The organism is Phyllobacterium sp. RCAM01083 (genome assembly GCF_055685835.1).
Window position 1 is genome coordinate 2,922,960 of sequence record NZ_JBVFZN010000005.1, and the last position, 19,767, is coordinate 2,942,726.

Here is a 19,767-nt window from a genome sequence, read left to right on the forward strand (position 1 = left end):
TATCGGAGGTTGTAAGAAGAATGTTTCCAGAAAACGGAAGATCTCTACGGCCCACCAACATGGGCAGAAACCGCAGATTCAACTATGCCGAGTTAATAAGTATTGCCTTGAATTCAGAGGTCGGGCGCGATCCGAACCGGGTAAAGCTAATCGCAAATTGGACCGGAGCGGATGAAAGAACGGTACTCAATTGGCTGACAGGCATTTCCGGGCCAAAAGGTGAGTATCTGGTTTACCTGCTTCGAAAATCCGATGCTGTCTATGAAACCATTATGAGCTTGGCCCAGCGTCAGGACGCCTTGGAACATCACTTTTCTAAACAGACTCACAATCATCACATAATCTATCCGAGCTCGTCAAAAGAGAAAGTCGGCGAAAGAGCCTTTTCTGACCCGAATGTCCCTAATGGAGTCCCTGATGTCCCTATTGATGACCCTGAATTTGATGACATGCATCTTCGACATAATTGGTTCCTTCAATGTCTGCGTAGAAAGCCCAAGGCGGGCAGTCGGGATATCAAGGAATTCTTTGGCGTGTCGTTAAAAACAGCAAAACGCGATATCGCGTCATTGAAAGCCGAGAATAAAATCATTTTCAAAGGGAACAAGCGCAAAGGGAGATACGTGCTCTTAGACAGCTCATATCAACCACCGTGAAAATAGGTGATGAGGCTCAAACCGCATCGCGATAATTCGCATAGCTCGTATGCGGATTTGTGCATTGCACCAAATTTGTACGATGCTATTTTGTGGGCGTTAGGTTCTTTCCTCCCAGAAATCCTAACGACGAATGCAGCAACCTCCTCCCTGTTGCATTTACAATCAAGGCCCAGCGCACCTCCTCCCGCGCTGGGCCTTTTTTATGCGTTCAGCCTATTTGTCTGGTCTTTCACTATTGCTCCAAACGGAAGCAATCCAAACTGACTTGATCGTTGTGTGAGACCATTTTTGGCCTGACGCTCAGGGGATGTCGCAAAGCCCAATTCCCGAAAATTTCAGAGCGTACATTTTACTGGAAGATGTTCAGTATTCACCCGAACCAGATTGCTGGATTCAGCAGGGAAGCATTGTATTTGCGTGTGTCCAACCAGACTATGGAATGGCCGCTTTTGATGGTTTTGCGATGGGAGAGCCTCACGTTGCTGTGACGCTCGATCCGACGGGGGATTATCCGTTTTGGACGGTTCCTATACGGATTTTGGTGAAAGCTGTTAGGGCGCTTGATAGTGGAAAAAGCGCTCCGTAGCGCTGTTTGTTATTGTTCACATCAGATGTGAATTATGCGCCAGCAACGTCTGCAACGTTGCCAAATCATTGGTTTGGAAAAATGGAAATTTACTAATATTGAAAGTCACATGACATTGAGCCTTTGGCACCTTCTGTATTTCAATAAATGCAATTGTTCAAAATTTTTTTTATTCTTGAACCAACTCTGTCCAATTTAAGAAATCAGCTTGACGGCTTACCTGGTATTGGCAACTCTAGTCCCACAGACAGGGGGAATTATGAGTACTTTGGAAGAAAGCCTTCGTGCAATTTCTGACCGCGTTAAATCTCACTCAAGTACAATGATAACCGAAGAGGCAGTTAAGACAGCGGTCGTGTTACCGTTCTTACGAGCCTTGGGCTACGATGTATTTGACCCTTCGGAGGTTGTTCCAGAATTCACGGCGGATGCCGTTGGTAAGAAGGGGGAGAAAGTTGATTATGCCATCAAGATCGAAAATGAAACCCGGATTTTGATCGAATGCAAGCCGATTTCAGCCACTCTTGAGAAGAAGCATCTCGATCAGCTCTACCGATATTTCAGTGTTACCAATGCTAAGTTTGCCATTTTGACAAACGGTCGAACGTTTAATTTCTACACGGATCTGGAAGCTCCCAATAAGCTTGATGCGCGGCCTTTCTTTGTCTTCGACATTTCTGATTTCAATGCTGGGATCGTAACAGAACTTCGCAAATTTGAAAAAACTAACTTTGATGTTTCCGCTATTTTGGCGACAGCCGAACGTTTGAAGTACACGTCCGGAATCAAGAAAGTCATCTCCTCATTGATCGAAGACCCATCAGAGGATTTCGTTCGGCTCGTTGCCGGAACCGTTTATGATGGTCGAATAACCGCTCAGGCACGAGAAATGTTGACAGGGGTAGTTCGAACCGCGTTCCGTGAAGTGATTATGGATTCTGTAAAGAACCGGCTTTCCAGTGCCCTTGCAGATACCGAACAAGTCATCGAGAAGATTGATAATCCTATCGAAGATGAGCCGGAGGTCATCACGACTGACGAAGAGCGCGAAGGCTATATGATTGTAAAGGCAATTGTGCGGGATACGATCAGCCCAAAGCGAGTCGTGATGCGTGACCAAAAATCCTATTGTGGCGTGCTAATTGACAATAACAACCGCAAACCACTTGTACGGCTTTGGTTCAATAGATCAGTAAAATATATTGGATTATTTGATGGCGAAACCGAAGAACGAGTTATTATTGATTCATTAGATCAGATTTATGATCATTCTGATCGGTTGCGGACCACCGCGAAGAAATACGGAGATTAGAATTATCACGATTGCGAAGAGCTTTTGATCTATTCGTTTTCGTTCCCAAACCTTCTGGTTTCAAATCAGGTTTCATGATCGTTATCTCAGGATCGGCTCGTAATCATTGACAACATTTCCTGATGCACCTGATCATGACTATGTGGCTTTTATCGATGAGGCCGGTGATCCTGGATTAAAGGCCGTGCGCCCAATAGACGATGTAGGGGGCACGGAGTGGATTACAATTGCTGCAGTTTTGGTTCGAAAACCGAATTTCTCAAACGTACCGCACTGGGTTGCGTCAATGGTTCAAGATATCGGTATTCGCCAACGTAGTGATCTGCATTTTCGAGACTTATCGCCAACAAGAAAAACTGTCATTTGCCAGCGATTGGCGGAGCTCCCTGTTAGATTATTTGTTGTAGCCTCAAATAAAAAGAATATGCGTGGCTACAGAAATCCAAACGCTGAAAAAATTCCGGCAAATCAGTGGTTTTACAATTGGTTGGTAAGGATACTGATTGAACGGATAACTCACTACGTCGAGTATCATTCGCTGAAGACCTTCGGAGAGCGCAAGCTTGTGAAGTTTGAATTTTCACAGCGAGGAGGTCATTCTTATAGTCAAACAGCAGCTTACCATGAATTGCTTCGTGTTCAGTCGCGCAATGACAATACGATCCTTAAGAAATGGGTTCCTGTTGCATCTGTTATGAACTGGAAGCTGGTCGATTCATTCCCGCACAAGAGCCGCGCCGGACTGCAACTTGCCGATGTAGTCGCCAGCTCATTTTATCAGGCCGTGGATTGTCTAGATACCGGACCGTGTGACCCGAAATACGCCATGCTCTTACGAGACAGGATCGCGTTCCGTGGCAATAAAAGATATTCGGATTACGGCGTAGTTCTACAACCTACGCCAGATTGGAAAGCTGACATCTCAGAGTCTCAGCGGTCAATATTTCGCTTTTACCGCTACGGCTTTCAAGAAAAATGGTAGGCCCCGGCCCCGTTTCGTTCGCGGCGCTAGGCTATCATCCACTGGATAACCGTCCGCAAATAAGGGCATTAAGCGTTGGCTGAACCAGCTTATGCCCGAGGGTGATCGGCGTTTCCTACCACAACTAAATGTAACGCACGAATTGCAAAAAGTCAATACAATCAAAGGTTTATCATAGGAGTCACTAAGTCATTGATATAGGATTCTTTTTTGTTCTTTGATCGCGTTTTCGGCAAAACTATTTTTGACCCTGTATAAATTATCGGAGTTGTTTAATTACGGTCTTGGAACCCGCATCCCAATTGGATAGTTCTCCTTTCGAACATGCGTATGAGTCTCCGCTCTCTCCGACACCAAAGCTGACTGCACCTTGGCTTGGATCATCAAATGTCACGTAGATGTCCTTCGGCTTGGCCTTCCCCCGAAGGTATTTCAGCGCATATTCGAAACACCGATAATCGCGATCTTCCAAACCACGCTGAATATACGTTCGTGTAGCGTTATCCAGCCTGTCCAGCCGGACCGTTTCAGCAGAAGCCGCTGTTGAGAACACGACACCAAGGAGAGCAAGTACAAGAATCCTCATCATGCTCTCCTAACTCGTATGAATGCGAACGTTGGGATTCTGCTTCAGTTGTTCCGTCGCCTTACGGATTTTCTCGCGGGTTTCTTTGGGAGAGAGAATTTTCTGGATGTTCCAGTTTCCGGAAACGTCCGACGTGTTGACCTTGACTGATCCAATCTGAAGCATCCGGTCAATCACTCCCTGATCAAGCTTGGTATCCTTGATCCGGTACAGTTCTATGTCGTCAATCTTCTTGGCGATGATCCCCTTTTCGAGGATCAATCGGTGATTGGTCAGCGTGTATTTGGTTGTCCGCCTGACGACCACCAGATACGCAACGATGAACAGGAAAAAGCCACCCGTAGCGACTGACAGAAAAATCCAAAGCGGATTGAGAAGCACATCGCGCAGTACCGGCTTATCGACCCAAATCGTCTGTTCTTCCATTTCTTCTCCGTATTGTAGGTTTGCCTGATCTTTTCATAGCTGTTGTCGGCAAATCGATCCACGGCAAAATCGTAGATAACTACGGATTTCAATATCAAATTGCGACTTTACTCTGTTCAACCGAAAGGGCGATAAAGGCAATGCTGAATAATGTCAGCCACGAAGAGATTCGGTATCGCCCTTAGGGAGCTTCGAAAGCAAAGAGGTCTCACGCAGGAAGAGCTTGCGGTCAAAATTGATCGCTCGACGGATTCTGTGTCTCAACTTGAGCGAGGTATTAATGAACCGAGCTTCGAAACGCTTTACCGGCTAAGTGAAGCCTTACAAGTACCGGCGGCTTTTCTTCTCAGCTTGCCCGATCAGAATGTGACGGATCAGAAGTACGAGCTCGTCGCGAACGGGACAGCAATATTGCTGGACCTCTCAGAACGCGATTTGAAGATAGCAATCCAACAACTCAAGTCTTTTCTTCAGTAATCGAAATGGCCCAGCCACTTCAAATTTAATTCGCCCGGATATCCATATTGTGGGCCTGCCCGACAAGGCCGTGGCCGAAAGCCGCGAGCGCGTGCAGGCGGCGCTGCATGCCTCCGGCCTGTCCCTGCCGCCCAAGAAGGTCACCGTCAATCTCGCACCGGCGGACCTGCCCAAGGAAGGCAGCCATTACGACCTGCCGATCGCCATGGGCCTGATGGCGGGGCTCGGCGCCATTCCCGCCGATGTGCTGGAGGCCTATGTCGTTCTCGGCGAACTGTCGCTCGACGGCACGATCACCCATGTGGCCGGGGTTCTTCCTGCCGCGATCTCCGCCAACCGGCAGGAGCGCGGCCTGATCTGCCCAGCCTCCTGCGGACCCGAGGCTGCCTGGGCGGGCGCGCAGATCGATATTCTGGCGCCGCGCAGCCTGATCAGCCTCGCCAATCATTTTCGCGGCCATCAGGTGCTGTCGCGCCCTGAACCGTGCCTGCAGACCAATGCAACCGATCTGCCCGATCTGAGCGATATCAGAGGACAGGAAGGCGCCCGGCGTGCATTGGAGATTGCCGCCGCGGGCGGCCACAACCTCCTCATGATCGGGCCGCCCGGCGCGGGAAAATCCATGCTCGCGCAGCGGCTTCCGTCCATCCTGCCGCCGCTGCTGCCGCACGAATTGCTTGAGGTGTCGATGATTGCTTCGGTCGCCGGCGAATTGCCGGGCGGCAGGCTCACCGACCGGCGGCCATTCCGGGCACCGCACCATTCCGCCTCCATGGCGGCGATGGTTGGCGGCGGCATGCGCGCCCGCCCCGGTGAAGTCTCCCTCGCCCATCGCGGCGTGCTGTTTCTGGATGAATTTCCCGAATTCGCGCCCCAGGTGCTCGACTCCCTGCGCCAGCCGCTGGAAAGCGGAGAATGCGTGATCGCCCGCGCCAATCACCGTATTTCCTATCCGGCGCAAATCCAGCTCGTCGCCGCCATGAACCCCTGCCGCTGCGGCATGGCCGGAGAACCGGGACACCGCTGCGCCCGGGGGCCACGCTGCCGCCAGGATTACCAGGCCCGCATTTCGGGTCCGCTGCTTGACCGCATCGACCTTCGCATCGACGTTCCCGCCGTCAGCGCCGCCGATCTCATCCGCCGTCCCGTTGCCGAAAGCAGCGCATCGGTCGCACTGCGCGTTGCCCGCGCCCGGGACCTGCAGAGACGCCGCTACGAACAAATGGGATCGCCCGCCGTGACAGTGAACGCCCATTGCCCCGCGGCGTTGATCGAGGAGGTTTCCCGGCCAGACAAGCCCGGCCAGGCACTGCTGCAGCAGGCTGCCGAACAGATGCGCTTTTCCGCACGCGGCTATCACCGGATTCTCAAGGTGGCGCGGACATTGGCCGACCTTGACGGGGCCGAAGCTGTCGGGCGCATTCACGTGGCTGAGGCCATTTCCTACCGGATGGCACAGGACGCAGCCAACGAGGCGGCGTGAAATGTACAAAAGCAAAAGCCGGACCTTGGCGGTCCGGCATGTCTTGATTGCCTTGGCAGTGGTTTAGTGAACCGAGCCGACCAGAATATTGCTTGGGGCTTCGATGCTGACCCAGCGGCCGGTATTGTTCGTGGCCTGGCGCTTCAGGTAGGTGTACTCGGTTTCCGACCAGTTCTTGACGCTGTCGGCAAGGTTGTCGAGGATGAAATCGCCGGTATCGGTGCGCACCGTCAGAACCGCATGGCCTTCGCCATCGGGCTTGCGCACAACGGTGATCAGCAGATCGGCCGGGGAAACGCCCGCCTGCATCAGTTCACGGCGCTTTTCCAGGACATAGTCTTCGCAATCGCCGACATTGCCGACCTTGTCGGGATAGCCCCAATATTCCTCGACGCCGTAAATTTCCATGTCCGTCAATGGCTTGACCGTCTGGTTCACATGGCTGTTGACGTTGACGATCAGTTCCCAGAAATCACGCGTCATCTTGGCCGGCGCAACATTGCGGCTGCGGATCGAGCACTCATCCGGCAGGCGCTTGCAGAATTCATAATGGCCGATCGGCTGGGATGTCAGACCGCCGGTCTGCATGAAAGCTTCAGCTGCGGAGGCGGAATTTGCGATGAGTGCGCCAGCGAAAAGTGCCGCCGCAACCCCCATCGACCTCAAAATCTTTACCGCTCCGAACATGCTTTACTCCGAACCCAACCAGCCTTCGTTAACAAAACGTTAATGGCCGGGAGGGATATGAGTCAATCACAATGGCGCCACGATCCCGCCATTGTTAATATATGGTTAAAATTTGAACTTCCTAGATTTTGACGAAAATTTGAAGGTTGTACGCGGCGGCAGCTCACAACCGCAGGGCGATAACGCCCTTGCTGACCGCCTGCGAAAGGTACGTGGCCATGTCAGTAGCGATTTGAATTCATTGCGTTTTACTGAGGAGCGGAAGAAAAATGCCGGAAGATTCAGTCTTCCGGCATGGCTGTCCGACAATTGGACGGCATGTTCAGCTGCGTGCGCGTTTACCGATCGGGGTGACATTGCTCTTGCGGTTGGCCTGCGCATGGTCGTTAACGAATTGGACGATACGTGGTGCAATTTCAGCACGGAAACGCGATCCGTTGAACACGCCGTAATGGCCGACCTTGGCCTGCAGATGATGCATGCGCATGGCGTCAGGGATGTTCACACACAGCGTTTGGGCGGCTTTGGTCTGCCCGACACCGGAAATGTCATCGTTCTCGCCCTCGACCGTCAGCAGCGCGACGGTGCGGATCGACGCGGGATCGACCAGCTTGCCCCGGTGGGTCATCTCACCCTTGGGCAGGGCGTGGCGGACAAAAACCGTATCGACCGTCTGCAGGTAGAATTCCGCAGTCAGATCCATCACCGCCAGATATTCGTCGTAGAACTCCCGGTGCTTGTCGGCGGAATCGCCATCTTCCTTGACCAGGTGCATGAAGAATTCCTTGTGCGCCGTGATGTGGCGGTCAAGATTCATGCTCATGAAGCCGGAAAGCTGCAGGAAGCCGGGATAGACATCGCGCATGAAGCCGGCATGTGGCCATGGCACCGACATGATGACATTGTCGCGGAACCAGTCGATGCCCTTCTCCTCGGCCAGGATATTGACCGCGGTCGGGTTCTTGCGTGTATCGATCGGTCCGCCCATCAGCGTCATGCTGGACGGCGCAAACCGGTCGCCATTGGCTTCCATGACCGACACGGCGGCGAGAACCGGGACCGATGGCTGGCAGACCGCCACCACATGGGTGTCTTCACCCAGTGCGTGGAACATGTCGATGACATAATCGATGTAATCATCCAGATCGAAACGGCCGGCGGTCAGCGGCACGGTGCGCGCATCGACCCAATCGGTGATGTAGACGTCCGCATGGGGCAGCAGGGCTTCGACGGTGCCGCGCAGCAGCGTGGCATAGTGGCCGGACATGGGCGCAACCACCAGAATCTTCGGGTCCGCAGCACGCTTTGACGACAGCGCGCGCTTGAAGTGGATCACGTTGCAGAACGGCTTTGACCAGACGATCTTTTCGCGGATTTCCACTTCCTCGCCGTCCACGACGGTCGTTGGAAGATTGAAAACCGGCTTGCCGTAGGTGCGCGTGGTTCGCTCGAACAGCTCGCAGCCCGCCGTAATGGACCGGCCGATAATCGTCTGCGAAAAGGGATTGAGCGGATTGTCGTAGAACAGCTTGGTTGCATCCGCCAGGGCCCGGTAGGGCTGGAGAGCGGCATGATTGAGTTCATAAAGCTGGTAAAACATTCCACTGTCCGATCATATCAACACAACGGCGATCTCACAAACATGATCATCAAAGATGAAAATGTTCTTGATGGGAGAATGACCCTAGCCGGTTTGTTCGATATTGCAATGCAACAAACGGATTAGTGAAAAGAAAGATGTTCACAATTTCCTGTGCAGGCGCAACATGAATTGCGCACTGCACAGGTAAAGATCAGGCGCCTTCGACAATGACCATTTCGCCGTCGGCATATTGCTGCCGGATGAGCTTGGCCGCCTGGTATTCCGCTGAGTTGTAGCAATCGAGGGCATGCTGCACCGATGGAAACTCGATCACCACATTGCGGCCGCGCGCCGTGCCTTCCAGTTCATGAAACGTGCCGCCACGTGCCAGGAAATGTGCGCCGAACCGTTCGAAGGCCGGCTTTGCCGTCGTTATGTAACCCTTGTAGCCCTCCGCATCGCGAACATCGATGCGCGCTATCCAATATCCCTTGGCCATACATCCTCCACATCATGCATTGTCCGGTGACTCACCCGGACCGCGGTGGATTTGATCAGACGCCCGCCATTTCGGCAAGGATCGCTTCTGCCGCAGCCCTGGGATCGCCGGCGGCAACGATGGGCCGGGCAACCACGAGATGGCTCGCGCCGGCGCGCAGCGCATTGGCAGGCGTCATCACCCGCTTCTGGTCACCCACATCGGCCCCCTTCGGCCGGATACCCGGCGTGACGACGGCAAGGTCCGGCCCGACAATCTTGCGCACGGCGGAGGCTTCCGCCGCCGAACAGACGATGCCGCCCATTCCCGCATGCAGGGCCTGTTCGGCACGGATCAGCACCAGCGTGTGCGGATCGTGCTCGTAACCGGCATCGATCATGTCCTGCTGGTCCATGGAGGTGAGGACCGTGACGCCGAGCAGGCACAGGTCCGAACCGCGCGCAGCTTCCACGGCCGCCTGCATGGCCTTGGGGTAGGCATGCAGCGTCAGCATGGAAACGCCCATCTTGACGATATTCTCGACGCCCTTGGCGACGGTATTGTCGATATCGAGGAGCTTCATGTCCAGGAAGACTTTTTTGCCGGACTGAACGAGTTCCGAGGCAAATCCAAGGCCACCGGCAAACGCCAGCTGATAGCCGATTTTGTAGAAGGATACCGTATCCCCGAGCGTACCGACGATATCGCCCGCCGCCTTCAGGTCAGGCACATCAAGGCCTACGATGAGGCGATCGCGCAAAGCCGCTTCCATCATGACAAACCACCTTTTCCGTTGATCGCCATCCCATGGCACACCAGCGCCCGATAGGAAAGATCACAACGGCAAAAGGACGGGTAAAAACCGCCTGTCAGCGCGATTTTGCCAGCCGTGCATGGTCGATCAGCGATTGGCAGACCCGTTCCATGGACCGTGCGGTCCGTTCATCGTGAAACGAGCCATCGCTGGCGAAGGCCTCATGGGCATGGGCCACGGAACATTGTTCGCTGATGATCAGCGTTCCGACATTCATCAGCACGGAGCGCAGGTGGTAGAGCCCGCGGACACCGGCAAAATTGCCGTCGGAGGATGAACAAAGCGCGACGATCTTGCCGGCATAGGGCCGCAAAGGCTTTTCGCCATCGCGCGAAATCCGGCTGACCCAGTCGATGGTGTTCTTCAAGAGCGGCGGGATCGACGAATTGTATTCGGGCGATGCGATGAGAATGCCGTCATGGGCGGCAAACAGCCGCCCGAGCTTCATGGCATTCTCCGGTATGCCTTTTTCCTTCTCTAGATCCTGATCCATGATCGGCAGCGGGTAGTCGATGAGGGCTATGCGTGTCACCTCGGCGCCCAGTGCTGCCAATGTCCGGGTGGCGACATCGGCGACCTGGCCGCTGAAAGCACCGGTACGGTTCGAACCTGCGAAAACGAGGATCTTCGGCAGCATGGGGTTCCCTCTGTGGGTCAGACAATGAAAGGCAAATCAGGCGCGGCGGTAAATCCACAGGCGGGCGGGCGGGACATTGCGGATGATGAAATCGAGGTGTTCGATCTTGTAATTGCCGCGGCCGGCGGGAACCGGCGACATCGGACCGTAGGTGATCTGGACGATCGGGCGGCCATGCGGCACGCGGCGCAGCAGGTCCTCGATGATCTTCACCCGGTCGCCGACCGGAAAATTCAGCAGCGGCACCGCCGAAACGACCGAATCAAACATCCGGTCCTTGTGACCGCCGAGCGTCTTGTCGAGGTTGAACGCGTCGCCCTCGATAATGTTTACGCCGGGGAAATCCGCGCGCAGATGCGCGGCGAAATCCGAGGAATATTCGACGCAGAACAGATTGTCAGGCGTAACGCCGCGATTGAGAATCGCCCGCGTGATCACGCCGGTGCCGGGTCCAAGTTCGAGTACCGGCAATCCGGAATGCGGATTGACGACGCTGGCCATCCGGCGCGCGGTGATGGAACTGGTCGGCAGAATCGAGCCCACGGCCTTCGGTCCATGCATCCAGCCTTTGAAAAACCGGATCTCCTCGCCGAATTTTTCAGCGAGTTTTTTTCCCAGTGGTCGTGTCATTCCCATCCTCCCGTCGCAGGTAGACAAATTTATGACGCAACTCGTGGCGGAAGCAAGGCCAGTTGTCTTAAATCCGTAACAAATTTACTCGCTGAGTCCCTCGAAGAATTCCTTCATGCGGGCAAAAAAGCCTGACGATTGCGGGCTGTTGTCCTGGGACGACACGCGCTCGAACTCTTCCAGCAACTCGCGTTGGCGCTTGTTGAGATTCTGCGGCGTCTCGATGGCAATCTGGATATAGAGATCGCCCATGGCGGGCTGTCGCAAAACCGGCATGCCCTTGCCCTTGAGGCGGAATTGCTTGGCGTTCTGCGTGCCTTCGGGGATCTTGACCCGCGTCTGCGTGCCGTCAAGCGTGGCCACCTCGAACTGGCCGCCCAGTGCCGCTGTGGTCATGGAAATCGGCACCTTGCAGTAAAGGTCCGATCCGTCGCGCTGGAAGAATTCATGCGGTTTCAGCGACAGGAAAATATAGAGATCGCCGGATGGCCCGCCGCGCACGCCCGCTTCGCCTTCCCCGGTCAGCCGGATGCGGGTGCCGTCTTCGATACCAGCGGGAATGTTGACCGAGAGCGAACGCTCCTCGGTGATTCGGCCCTGGCCGGAGCACTTCGTGCAGGGATCCTTGATGGTCTGGCCGCGGCCATGACACGTCGGGCAGGTCCGCTCGATGGAAAAGAACCCTTGCGCCGCCCGGACACGGCCGGAACCGCCGCAGGTGTTGCAGGTGACGGGGGATGTGCCCGGCTTGGCGCCGCTGCCTGAACATTCATCGCAGGTGATGGATGTCGGCACGCGAATCTGCGCCGTCTTGCCCGCATAGGCCTCTTCCAGCGTGATTTCCATGTTGTAGCGAAGATCGGCACCGCGCTCGCGTCCGCCGGAGCGGCGCTGACGCCCGCCACCCATCATTTCGCCAAAAATATCCTCGAAAATATCGGCAAAGCCACCGGCGCCGCCAAAACCGCCGCCGCCTCCGCCCATGCCGCCATTTTCAAACGCCGCGTGACCGAACCGGTCATAGGCCGCGCGCTTGTTGGGATCTTTCAAGGTTTCATAGGCTTCGCCGATTTCCTTGAATTTGTGCTCGGCGTTCTCATCGCCCGGATTCTTGTCGGGGTGATATTGCATCGCCAGTTTACGGAAAGCGCTTTTCAGCTCTTTCTCATCAGCGCCTCTCGCTACGCCGAGGGTTTCGTAATAGTCAGCCTTCATCCAAACACTCGTTCCATGAAATCAGAGAGCCTCACGCAGAGGCTCGTTTTAGACCGGTATTTAGGTGTTCAGCGCCCCGAATGCCATAGTCTACTTGGATTGATTCGTTCCACTTGGCGCATATTTGCGCATTATTGCGTTTGTGTGGCAATCCTTCCACGCTTTTATGCACGTGAGAAAACCGAAATGACCCGATCCGCCGCCGCCTGAAGGGCTGGCGCACCGCGATTATCCGCCTGTGTTGACCTGTGGCATTGCTCATAACCGGCCTTTCCCGTTGCCACGCCCGCAATTGCGTCTGGCTGTTGAAAAAGGGAAAGACGGGCGGTCCCTGGAACGCGGGTCTTGGGGTATGCGGTATGCTATGCTTGCGATCCAAGGACCACCCGCTCCGGCGATTTTTGAGGATTTTGCCTTGTTCTGCCCGTTCCCTCGCGAGGAATGGAGGCAGAGAGGCGAAACCTCCCCGGCCGCACAGGTTTTCCTCCCCGCGAGGCCGAAGCGCCGATCCTTTCCCGACTTTCGAAAGTTTCCGGAAGCATTCCCGCCGGAAAGGACACGTTGAGAATAACTTGGGTTGGGACGTGTTGGATAAGTCGGCGTGATTTTTTTCTGATGAGGCGTGGCAGAGCTGTGGTGCGTGGTTCGACAGGCTCACCATGAGGGAGGTTGAGGAATTGCAGCGAGTCAAGTTCTGCACCTATCAGATTAACTTTGCAGCCCACCCAGTCCCCTCATGGTGAGCCTGTCGAACTACGCACAACATGCGACTTTGTCTTGCAGGCAAGACATTGCACGCTAGCACAAACAAAAAGCCCGGCATTTCTGCCGGGCTTTTCATCACATCGTGTGCTGCGGATTAGGCAGACTTCTTCTTGCCGTTTTCGTCGATTTCTTCGAAATCGGCGTCGACGACATCTTCATGACCCTTGGCCGTGGCTTCGGTCTTGTCGCCTTCACCTTCAGCAGCCTGGGCTGCTTCATACATAGCCTGACCGAGCTTCATCGAAACTTCGGCGAGCGTCTGTGTCTTGGCCTTGATGGCTTCGGCGTCATCGCCTTCGGCTGCAGTCTTCAATTCGGCCAGAGCCGTTTCGATTGCCTGCTTGTCCTCGGCCGAAACCTTGTCGCCGTAATCCTTCAGCGACTTTTCCGTCGAATGGATCAGGGCTTCCGCCTGGTTCTTCGACTCGACCGCCTCGCGGCGCTTCTTGTCGGCCTCGGCATTGGCTTCGGCGTCCTTGACCATCTTTTCGATATCGGCATCGGAAAGACCACCGGATGCCTGGATGCGGATCTGGTGTTCCTTGCCCGTGCCCTTGTCCTTGGCCGACACGTTGACGATACCGTTGGCATCGATGTCGAAACCGACTTCGATCTGCGGAACGCCGCGCGGTGCCGGCGGAATGCCCACGAGGTCGAACTGGCCAAGCGCCTTGTTGTCGGCAGCCATTTCACGCTCGCCCTGGAAGACGCGGATCGTCACGGCGGACTGGTTGTCCTCGGCCGTGGAGAAGGTCTGCGACTTCTTCGTCGGGATCGTCGTGTTGCGGTCGATCAGACGGGTGAACACGCCGCCGAGCGTTTCGATGCCGAGAGACAACGGCGTCACGTCGAGCAGCAGGACGTCCTTGACGTCGCCCTGCAGAACGCCAGCCTGAATGGCTGCGCCCATGGCGACAACTTCATCAGGGTTCACGCCCTTGTGGGGTTCCTTGCCGAAGAAGGCCTTTACCACTTCCTGGATCTTCGGCATGCGTGTCATGCCGCCGACCAGAACCACTTCGTCGATTTCACCGGCCTTGAGGCCTGCATCCTTGAGCGCTGCCTTGCAGGGCTCGACGGTGCGCTGGACCAGATCGTCAACCAGGCTCTCGAACTTGGCGCGCGACAGCTTCATGGTCAGGTGCTTCGGGCCGGAGGCATCGGCCGTGATGAACGGCAGGTTGATTTCGGTCTGCTGAGCCGACGACAGTTCGATCTTGGCCTTTTCCGCAGCTTCCTTGAGGCGCTGCAGGGCAAGCTTGTCGTTCTTCAGGTCGATGCCCTGTTCCTTCTTGAACTCGGCCGCAAAATATTCGACCAGGCGCATGTCAAAGTCTTCACCACCAAGGAACGTATCGCCATTGGTCGACTTCACTTCGAAAACGCCGTCGCCGATTTCCAGAACGGAAACGTCGAACGTGCCGCCGCCCAGATCGTAGACGGCAATGGTCTTGCCTTCCTTCTTGTCGAGGCCATAGGCCAGGGCAGCTGCGGTCGGCTCGTTGATGATGCGCAGGACTTCCAGACCGGCGATCTTGCCGGCATCCTTGGTGGCCTGACGCTGGGCATCGTTGAAGTAGGCAGGAACGGTAATGACGGCCTTCTCGACCTTTTCACCGAGATAGGCTTCCGCCGTTTCCTTCATCTTCTGCAGAATCATCGCGGAAATCTGCGAGGGCGAATATTTCTGGTTGTGAACTTCCACCCATGCGTCGCCATTGTCGCCTTTGACAATGTGGTAGGGCACAAGCTTCTTGTCCTTTTCAACGGTCGGATCGTCAAAACGGCGTCCGATCAGACGCTTGACCGCAAAGACAGTTCCTTCAGGATTGGTGACAGCCTGGCGCTTGGCCGGCTGGCCGGCAAGGCGCTCATCGCTATCCGTGAAAGCGATGATCGATGGCGTCGTGCGCGCACCTTCCGCATTTTCAATGACCTTCGCGTTCTTTCCGTCCATGACGGAGACGCAGGAATTGGTCGTACCCAAATCGATACCGATAACTTTAGCCATTATACTTCTCTCCATTCAGCAGGCTGCCGGGACCTCTGCCGAGCATTCCATTCAGCAGCCCCTAGGGGGGGTTAAACAATACAAGACGACCACAGCGAGCCGAACTTGCGTGTTGTGGGCTATATAAGAAGGCTGAAATTACCATGCAAGTCAGAAGCTGCGGCATTTACACGCCTAATTGCCTTAAAAGACTCGGCAAACCGGCTTTTTAGCGCCATATATCGCCTATGACCGATGATGCACTCCACTTCAACCTTCCCGAACACCGGCGCAGCCAGCTGATCAATACGCTGCATACATGGCTGCTTCTTGCCGGAAGCCTGGCATTGCTCATTGTCTGCGCTTTTACGCTGGCGGGGCCCGTCGGCATTATCTACGCCTTTGTTTTCGGCGCAATAAGCCTTGTCGCCATACGGCGCATCAGTCCTCAGATGGTACTCAAAATGTATAAAGCAAGGGCTGTAACACGCGCAGAGTTCCCGCAAGGGCTTGCCATCGTCGAGGAACTATCCCGCCGGGCCGGCCTGCCACGCCCGCCCGAACTCCACGTCATCCCCTCCCGCATGATGAATGCCTTTGCGGTCGGCCGGAAAGACAATTCCGTGGTCGCGGTGACGGACCAGCTGATTCGGGTGCTGACGGCGCGCGAACTCACCGGCGTGCTGGCGCATGAAATCAGCCATATCCGCAATGAGGACCTGAAGGTCATGGCACTGGCCGACACGGTGTCGCGCTTCACCTCGCTGATGTCGACCATCGGCATGGTATCGCTGCTCTTCAACATCACATTCCTGGCCAGCGGCGCGCATGCGCAGGTGCCATGGCTGGGTGTCCTTGTGCTTTTGGTTGCACCGACCATCGGCGGCCTGCTGCAGATGGCGTTGTCGCGCACCCGGGAGTTCGATGCCGATCTCGGTGCATCCCTGCTGACGGGCGACCCGGACGGGCTGGCCCAGGCCCTGACGAAACTGGAAAAGGCCCAGGGCAGGCTGTGGGAAAATCTCATTCTGCCTGGCGGACGCATTCCCGATCCGTCGATCCTGCGCACGCATCCGCTGACGGAGACCCGCGTGGCGCGACTGAAGGCCCTGAAGGATGCATCGGGTGTGGTTGCCCGCGGCGAAGCACTGCCGGACGACATCCTCGCGACGCTCATGGTCAAGCCGCAGGACCGGATCCGCACCCGCCCTTCAGCGGTTCCGCAGATCGGCCGCCAGCACGGGCGCTGGAATTCCAGCAATCTGGAAATCCTGTCGCTGCTCAACACCCAGTCCGGCAGGCCGGTGGTATCCGGCCCGGAAGCCGAGTGCGAAGCCTGCCCGAGAAGCCTCAACACCCCGGATGGCGACCCGCACGTGCATGTGGCACGCGGCGGCGTGTATTGGTGAACTAGGAAACGGCTTCCCAATTGCCGGTTTCCCCGGCGCGATAGATCGCATCGATCAGTTTCTGGTTGAGCACCGAGCTTTCCAGCGAAAACACGGCCGCGTCTTCACCCTTCGCCGCGCGGGCAAAGGCCTCGATCTGCAGGCGATAATGGTTCACGTCGCCGAAACTCCATTCGGTGGCACCCGTGTGGGTCTTGTCATGCAGCGTGACGCGGGCATGGTCATACTTGCCTGTGTTGAACGGTCCATGCACCTCGATAAACCCTTCATCGCCGTGGAAGACCATGGACTGGCGCGCGGCCAGCTGGGTGGCAACGTAGAAGGACAGCTCGAAAGCAGCGAAATCGGCGCGCACGCTGGCATAGCAGTCCGTGCCGAAATCCGCATCGCGCTCGACATTGGCCGAAACCCTGACGGGCTCCTTGCCGGTGACGAAACGGGTGACCACCGTTGGATAGACACCGATATCCGGCAGCGCGCCGCCGCCGAGCGACAGCTGGTTGCGCATGTTGCCCGCATCCCTGTTGAAATAGGTGAAAGCCCCCTGCACGTGACGTAGGCGTCCAATGGCGCCTTCAGCGATCAGTTCACGCACTTTCAGCCATTGCGGATGATAGGTCACCATGAACGCCTCGGCGATGAGAACGCCATGGGTGTCGCGGGCACGCTGCAGGGCTGCGATTTCGCTGGCATGCAGCGAAATCGGCTTTTCACACAGCACGTGCTTGCCCGCTTCGGCGGCTTTCAACGACCACTCCACATGCTGCGAGGTGGGAAGCGGTATGTAGATGCCGTCAATATCGGCTGATGCCAGCATGGCCTCATAGGAGCCGAAAGCATGCGGCGCGCCGAATCGCCCGGCGACGGCCCGCGCTTTCAAGAGGTCGCGGCTGGCGATACCCGACAGGACGGAGTTCTCCGCATCGCATATGGCGGGGATGACCGCCGTGACCCCGATTTTCGCTGTCGACAGAACACCCCAACGGAACATGATGACCTCTCCTCTTTGTCGTGGTGCAACCTAGACAAGACGGCGCTGAATGGGAAGAAGCCGCGGGTTCAGACTTTGAAAAAATCGATGAAGGCACGCAGGGCCGGGCGCATCTGGCGGCGGCTGGGATAATAGAGATAGACACCCGGAAATGGTGCGCACCAATCATCGAGCACGCGCAGCAAACGTCCATCGGCTATGGCTTCCGGCGCCATGTGCTCCAAGAGGAAGGCCACGCCGGCGCCGTCCAGCGCGGCCTGGATGACCAGCCGGTCGTCACCGAGAATCAGCGGGCCGTTCACGTCCATGACGATTTCCTCGCCGTCCTTCTCGAACTCCCAGCGATAGACCTGCCCGCTGGCAAAACGGCGGCGGATACAGAGATGACCGGCAAGATCATGCGGGTGCAGCGGCATCGGGTGCCTGTCAAAATAGCCCGGCGCCGCAACGATGTTCGCCCGGATCGGATCGCTCATGCGCACCGCAATCATGTCCGGTTCCAGACTCTCACCCAGCCGCATGCCCGCATCAACGCCAGCCGCAACAATGTCATTGAACGGCTCTTCGACGCGCAGCTCCAGCGTGACGCCGGGATAGGCCGCAGCGAATGCAGCAATGCGCGGGGCCAGCAGCCTGTGGGCGGCAAAGGGCGGAACACTCAGCCGCAGGGTTCCCGCGATGCGGTTGTTGGCTTCCTTGGCCGCATCGAGCGCCAGGTCGATTTCCGCCAGGGCCGGACGCAGCCGCTTGAGCAGCAGCGCACCTTCTTCCGTCACCGCGACGCTGCGCGTGGTGCGGGCGAGAAGACGGACGCCAAGATTCTGTTCCAGGGTTGAAATGGCGTGGCTGACGGCCGACGGCGCGATGCCCAGCTCCCTGGCGGCATCCCGGAAGCCGCCACAGGCCGCAACGGCGGCAAAAACGGAGAGTTGAGGCAGGTATGATCGGTCCATTGATCTATTATATAGAACAACCTGTGAAATAATAAGGGAATTATCGAACACTGATCGGCACTCTACCTTTCCGCCATCACAGCAAAAGGAGATCGGTGATGGAAAAGCGCAAACTCGGTGAACTCGATGTATCGGCCGTGGGTCTCGGCTGCATGGGCATGACCTTTGCCTATGGCGGACAGGACGAGGCCGACGCGATCCGCACGCTGCATCGCGCGGTGGATATCGGCGTGACCTTTTTCGACACGGCGGAAGTCTATGGCCCGTTCGACAATGAGATTCTCGTCGGCAAGGCCCTCAAAGACCGGCGCGACAAGGTGGTGATCGCCACGAAGTTCGGCTTCAAGATTTCCGACGAGGGCGTAGGCCCCTCGCGCATGGTCGGCGTCAACAGCCACCCGGAACATGTGAAAGCCGTTGCGGAAGCGTCTCTCGGACGACTCGGCATCGAGCAGATCGACCTGTTCTACCAGCACCGGGTTGACCCGACTGTTCCCATCGAGGACACGGTTGGCGCCATGGCCGAGCTGGTCCAGCAGGGCAAGGTAAAGGCGCTCGGCCTGTCCGAGGCCAGTGCCACCACGATCCGCCGCGCCCACAAGGTGCATCCGATTGCCGCCGTGCAGAGCGAATATTCGCTGTGGAGCCGCGAGCCGGAAGACGAGGTCTTTGCCGTCTGCCGCGAGCTTGGCATCGGCTTTGTCCCGTACAGCCCACTCGGCCGCGGTCTCCTGACCGGCACGATCAGCAAGCCGGATGAATTGGGTGCCGATGACTGGCGCAAGACCCTGCCACGGTTCCAGGCTGACAATATGGACGCCAATGCAGCGCTGATCGCCACATTGAAGGGCCTGGCCTCGGACAAGGGCATCACACCGGCACAACTGGCGCTCGCCTGGGTGCTGCACCAGGGTGATTTCATCGTGCCGATTCCGGGTGCCCGCAAGATCAGGCATCTGGAGGAAAATGCGGCTGCTGCCGACGTCTCTCTCTCGCCGGCAGACCTGAAAAAGATCGGCGATGCACTCTCACCCACGCGGGTTGCGGGCAACCGCTACTCGGATGCAGCGCTGGCTCTCGTCAACGGCTGATACCGGCAACGGGG

The 19,767-nt window shown here is 56.5% G+C and carries 18 protein-coding genes and 1 pseudogene; 7 read left to right on the top strand and 12 right to left on the bottom strand.

The features are described from left to right. The first annotated feature begins 20 nt into the window (after positions 1-20). The 3 genes from ACZ25R_RS21150 to ACZ25R_RS21160 all read left to right on the top strand — a co-directional run bounded on the left by ACZ25R_RS21150 (position 21) and on the right by ACZ25R_RS21160 (position 3,539). Complete coding sequence (locus ACZ25R_RS21150) at positions 21-656, top strand: hypothetical protein (RefSeq protein WP_472462116.1); 636 nt, start codon at positions 21-23, stop codon at positions 654-656. A gap of 848 nt (positions 657-1,504) precedes the next feature. Beyond that, the gene (locus tag ACZ25R_RS21155) at positions 1,505-2,557 is read left to right on the top strand and encodes a type I restriction endonuclease (protein WP_472462117.1); all 1,053 of its coding nucleotides are present in this window, start codon (positions 1,505-1,507) and stop codon (positions 2,555-2,557) included. A gap of 106 nt (positions 2,558-2,663) precedes the next feature. Continuing rightward, a complete protein-coding gene (locus ACZ25R_RS21160; protein ID WP_472462118.1) occupies positions 2,664-3,539 on the top strand; it encodes a DUF3800 domain-containing protein in 876 nt (291 codons plus the stop codon). A gap of 259 nt (positions 3,540-3,798) precedes the next feature. On the opposite strand, the gene ACZ25R_RS21165 is transcribed toward ACZ25R_RS21160, so the two are convergent. Together ACZ25R_RS21165 and ACZ25R_RS21170 are read right to left on the bottom strand one after the other, a co-directional pair. Beyond that, positions 3,799-4,125 (bottom strand): hypothetical protein, encoded by a 327-nt coding sequence (locus ACZ25R_RS21165; RefSeq protein ID WP_472462119.1) that lies wholly within the window; start codon positions 4,123-4,125, stop codon positions 3,799-3,801. Between the two features lie 9 nt (positions 4,126-4,134). After that, complete coding sequence (locus tag ACZ25R_RS21170) at positions 4,135-4,551, bottom strand: PH domain-containing protein (RefSeq protein WP_472462120.1); 417 nt, start codon at positions 4,549-4,551, stop codon at positions 4,135-4,137. A 150-nt stretch (positions 4,552-4,701) separates the two neighbouring features. On the opposite strand from ACZ25R_RS21170, the gene ACZ25R_RS21175 reads away from it, so the two are divergent. Together ACZ25R_RS21175 and ACZ25R_RS21180 are read left to right on the top strand one after the other, a co-directional pair. Continuing rightward, complete coding sequence (locus ACZ25R_RS21175; protein ID WP_472462121.1) at positions 4,702-5,028, top strand: helix-turn-helix domain-containing protein; 327 nt, start codon at positions 4,702-4,704, stop codon at positions 5,026-5,028. Between the two features lie 46 nt (positions 5,029-5,074). Further along, positions 5,075-6,511 (top strand): annotated as a pseudogene (locus ACZ25R_RS21180) (YifB family Mg chelatase-like AAA ATPase); the annotation flags it as partial. Between the two features lie 63 nt (positions 6,512-6,574). On the opposite strand, the gene ACZ25R_RS21185 reads toward ACZ25R_RS21180, so the two are convergent. From ACZ25R_RS21185 to dnaK, 8 genes are all read right to left on the bottom strand, one after another. Then, positions 6,575-7,198 carry a transglutaminase-like cysteine peptidase gene (locus ACZ25R_RS21185; protein WP_346307878.1) on the bottom strand — a complete coding sequence of 208 codons (624 nt, stop codon included), beginning with the start codon at positions 7,196-7,198 and terminating at the stop codon, positions 6,575-6,577. A gap of 322 nt (positions 7,199-7,520) precedes the next feature. After that, on the bottom strand, positions 7,521-8,798 hold the full coding sequence (locus ACZ25R_RS21190; RefSeq protein ID WP_346307879.1) for a polyhydroxyalkanoate depolymerase: 1,278 nt from the start codon (positions 8,796-8,798) through the stop codon (positions 7,521-7,523). 193 nt (positions 8,799-8,991) lie between these two features. Continuing rightward, the gene (locus tag ACZ25R_RS21195; protein ID WP_223614001.1) at positions 8,992-9,279 is read right to left on the bottom strand and encodes a DUF1330 domain-containing protein; all 288 of its coding nucleotides are present in this window, start codon (positions 9,277-9,279) and stop codon (positions 8,992-8,994) included. Between the two features lie 55 nt (positions 9,280-9,334). Beyond that, entirely contained in the window at positions 9,335-10,030 is a 696-nt protein-coding gene (gene pyrF / locus ACZ25R_RS21200; protein WP_472462535.1) for an orotidine-5'-phosphate decarboxylase, read from the bottom strand. 97 nt (positions 10,031-10,127) lie between these two features. Then, on the bottom strand, positions 10,128-10,709 hold the full coding sequence (locus ACZ25R_RS21205; RefSeq protein WP_464662013.1) for an NADPH-dependent FMN reductase: 582 nt from the start codon (positions 10,707-10,709) through the stop codon (positions 10,128-10,130). Positions 10,710-10,745: 36 nt separating this feature from the next. Then, positions 10,746-11,339, bottom strand: a complete 594-nt coding sequence (gene pmtA, locus ACZ25R_RS21210) for a phospholipid N-methyltransferase PmtA (protein WP_464662011.1) — start codon at positions 11,337-11,339, stop codon at positions 10,746-10,748. 84 nt (positions 11,340-11,423) lie between these two features. Continuing rightward, on the bottom strand, positions 11,424-12,554 hold the full coding sequence (gene dnaJ, locus ACZ25R_RS21215) for a molecular chaperone DnaJ (RefSeq protein WP_223613999.1): 1,131 nt from the start codon (positions 12,552-12,554) through the stop codon (positions 11,424-11,426). 859 nt (positions 12,555-13,413) lie between these two features. Beyond that, positions 13,414-15,330: a molecular chaperone DnaK gene (gene dnaK / locus ACZ25R_RS21220; RefSeq protein WP_403179652.1), complete on the bottom strand. Its 1,917-nt coding sequence runs from the start codon at positions 15,328-15,330 to the stop codon at positions 13,414-13,416. Positions 15,331-15,557: 227 nt separating this feature from the next. Between dnaK and ACZ25R_RS21225 the strand changes: the two genes are divergently transcribed. Continuing rightward, positions 15,558-16,718, top strand: coding sequence for a zinc metalloprotease HtpX (locus ACZ25R_RS21225; RefSeq protein WP_472462122.1), 1,161 nt, complete (start codon positions 15,558-15,560; stop codon positions 16,716-16,718). A 1-nt stretch (position 16,719) separates the two neighbouring features. On the opposite strand, the gene ACZ25R_RS21230 is transcribed toward ACZ25R_RS21225, so the two are convergent. Beyond that, entirely contained in the window at positions 16,720-17,709 is a 990-nt protein-coding gene (locus ACZ25R_RS21230; protein ID WP_472462123.1) for a Gfo/Idh/MocA family protein, read from the bottom strand. Positions 17,710-17,777: 68 nt separating this feature from the next. After that, positions 17,778-18,662, bottom strand: a complete 885-nt coding sequence (locus tag ACZ25R_RS21235) for a LysR family transcriptional regulator (RefSeq protein WP_472462124.1) — start codon at positions 18,660-18,662, stop codon at positions 17,778-17,780. Between the two features lie 98 nt (positions 18,663-18,760). On the opposite strand from ACZ25R_RS21235, the gene ACZ25R_RS21240 reads away from it, so the two are divergent. Next, on the top strand, positions 18,761-19,753 hold the full coding sequence (locus ACZ25R_RS21240; protein WP_472462125.1) for an aldo/keto reductase: 993 nt from the start codon (positions 18,761-18,763) through the stop codon (positions 19,751-19,753). Positions 19,754-19,767 lie beyond the last annotated feature (14 nt).

Coding starts and splice junctions, on each gene's coding strand:
- ACZ25R_RS21205 (WP_464662013.1), bottom strand. CDS start 10,709: ATGCTGCCGAAGATCCTCGTTTTCGCAGGTTCGAACCGTACCGGTGCT.
- pyrF (WP_472462535.1), bottom strand. CDS start 10,030: ATGGAAGCGGCTTTGCGCGATCGCCTCATCGTAGGCCTTGATGTGCCT.
- ACZ25R_RS21150 (WP_472462116.1), top strand. CDS start 21: ATGTTTCCAGAAAACGGAAGATCTCTACGGCCCACCAACATGGGCAGA.
- ACZ25R_RS21155 (WP_472462117.1), top strand. CDS start 1,505: ATGAGTACTTTGGAAGAAAGCCTTCGTGCAATTTCTGACCGCGTTAAA.
- ACZ25R_RS21225 (WP_472462122.1), top strand. CDS start 15,558: ATGACCGATGATGCACTCCACTTCAACCTTCCCGAACACCGGCGCAGC.
- ACZ25R_RS21165 (WP_472462119.1), bottom strand. CDS start 4,125: ATGAGGATTCTTGTACTTGCTCTCCTTGGTGTCGTGTTCTCAACAGCG.
- ACZ25R_RS21170 (WP_472462120.1), bottom strand. CDS start 4,551: ATGGAAGAACAGACGATTTGGGTCGATAAGCCGGTACTGCGCGATGTG.
- dnaK (WP_403179652.1), bottom strand. CDS start 15,330: ATGGCTAAAGTTATCGGTATCGATTTGGGTACGACCAATTCCTGCGTC.
- ACZ25R_RS21195 (WP_223614001.1), bottom strand. CDS start 9,279: ATGGCCAAGGGATATTGGATAGCGCGCATCGATGTTCGCGATGCGGAG.
- ACZ25R_RS21185 (WP_346307878.1), bottom strand. CDS start 7,198: ATGTTCGGAGCGGTAAAGATTTTGAGGTCGATGGGGGTTGCGGCGGCA.
- ACZ25R_RS21240 (WP_472462125.1), top strand. CDS start 18,761: ATGGAAAAGCGCAAACTCGGTGAACTCGATGTATCGGCCGTGGGTCTC.
- ACZ25R_RS21235 (WP_472462124.1), bottom strand. CDS start 18,662: ATGGACCGATCATACCTGCCTCAACTCTCCGTTTTTGCCGCCGTTGCG.
- ACZ25R_RS21230 (WP_472462123.1), bottom strand. CDS start 17,709: ATGTTCCGTTGGGGTGTTCTGTCGACAGCGAAAATCGGGGTCACGGCG.
- dnaJ (WP_223613999.1), bottom strand. CDS start 12,554: ATGAAGGCTGACTATTACGAAACCCTCGGCGTAGCGAGAGGCGCTGAT.
- pmtA (WP_464662011.1), bottom strand. CDS start 11,339: ATGACACGACCACTGGGAAAAAAACTCGCTGAAAAATTCGGCGAGGAG.
- ACZ25R_RS21190 (WP_346307879.1), bottom strand. CDS start 8,798: ATGTTTTACCAGCTTTATGAACTCAATCATGCCGCTCTCCAGCCCTAC.
- ACZ25R_RS21175 (WP_472462121.1), top strand. CDS start 4,702: ATGTCAGCCACGAAGAGATTCGGTATCGCCCTTAGGGAGCTTCGAAAG.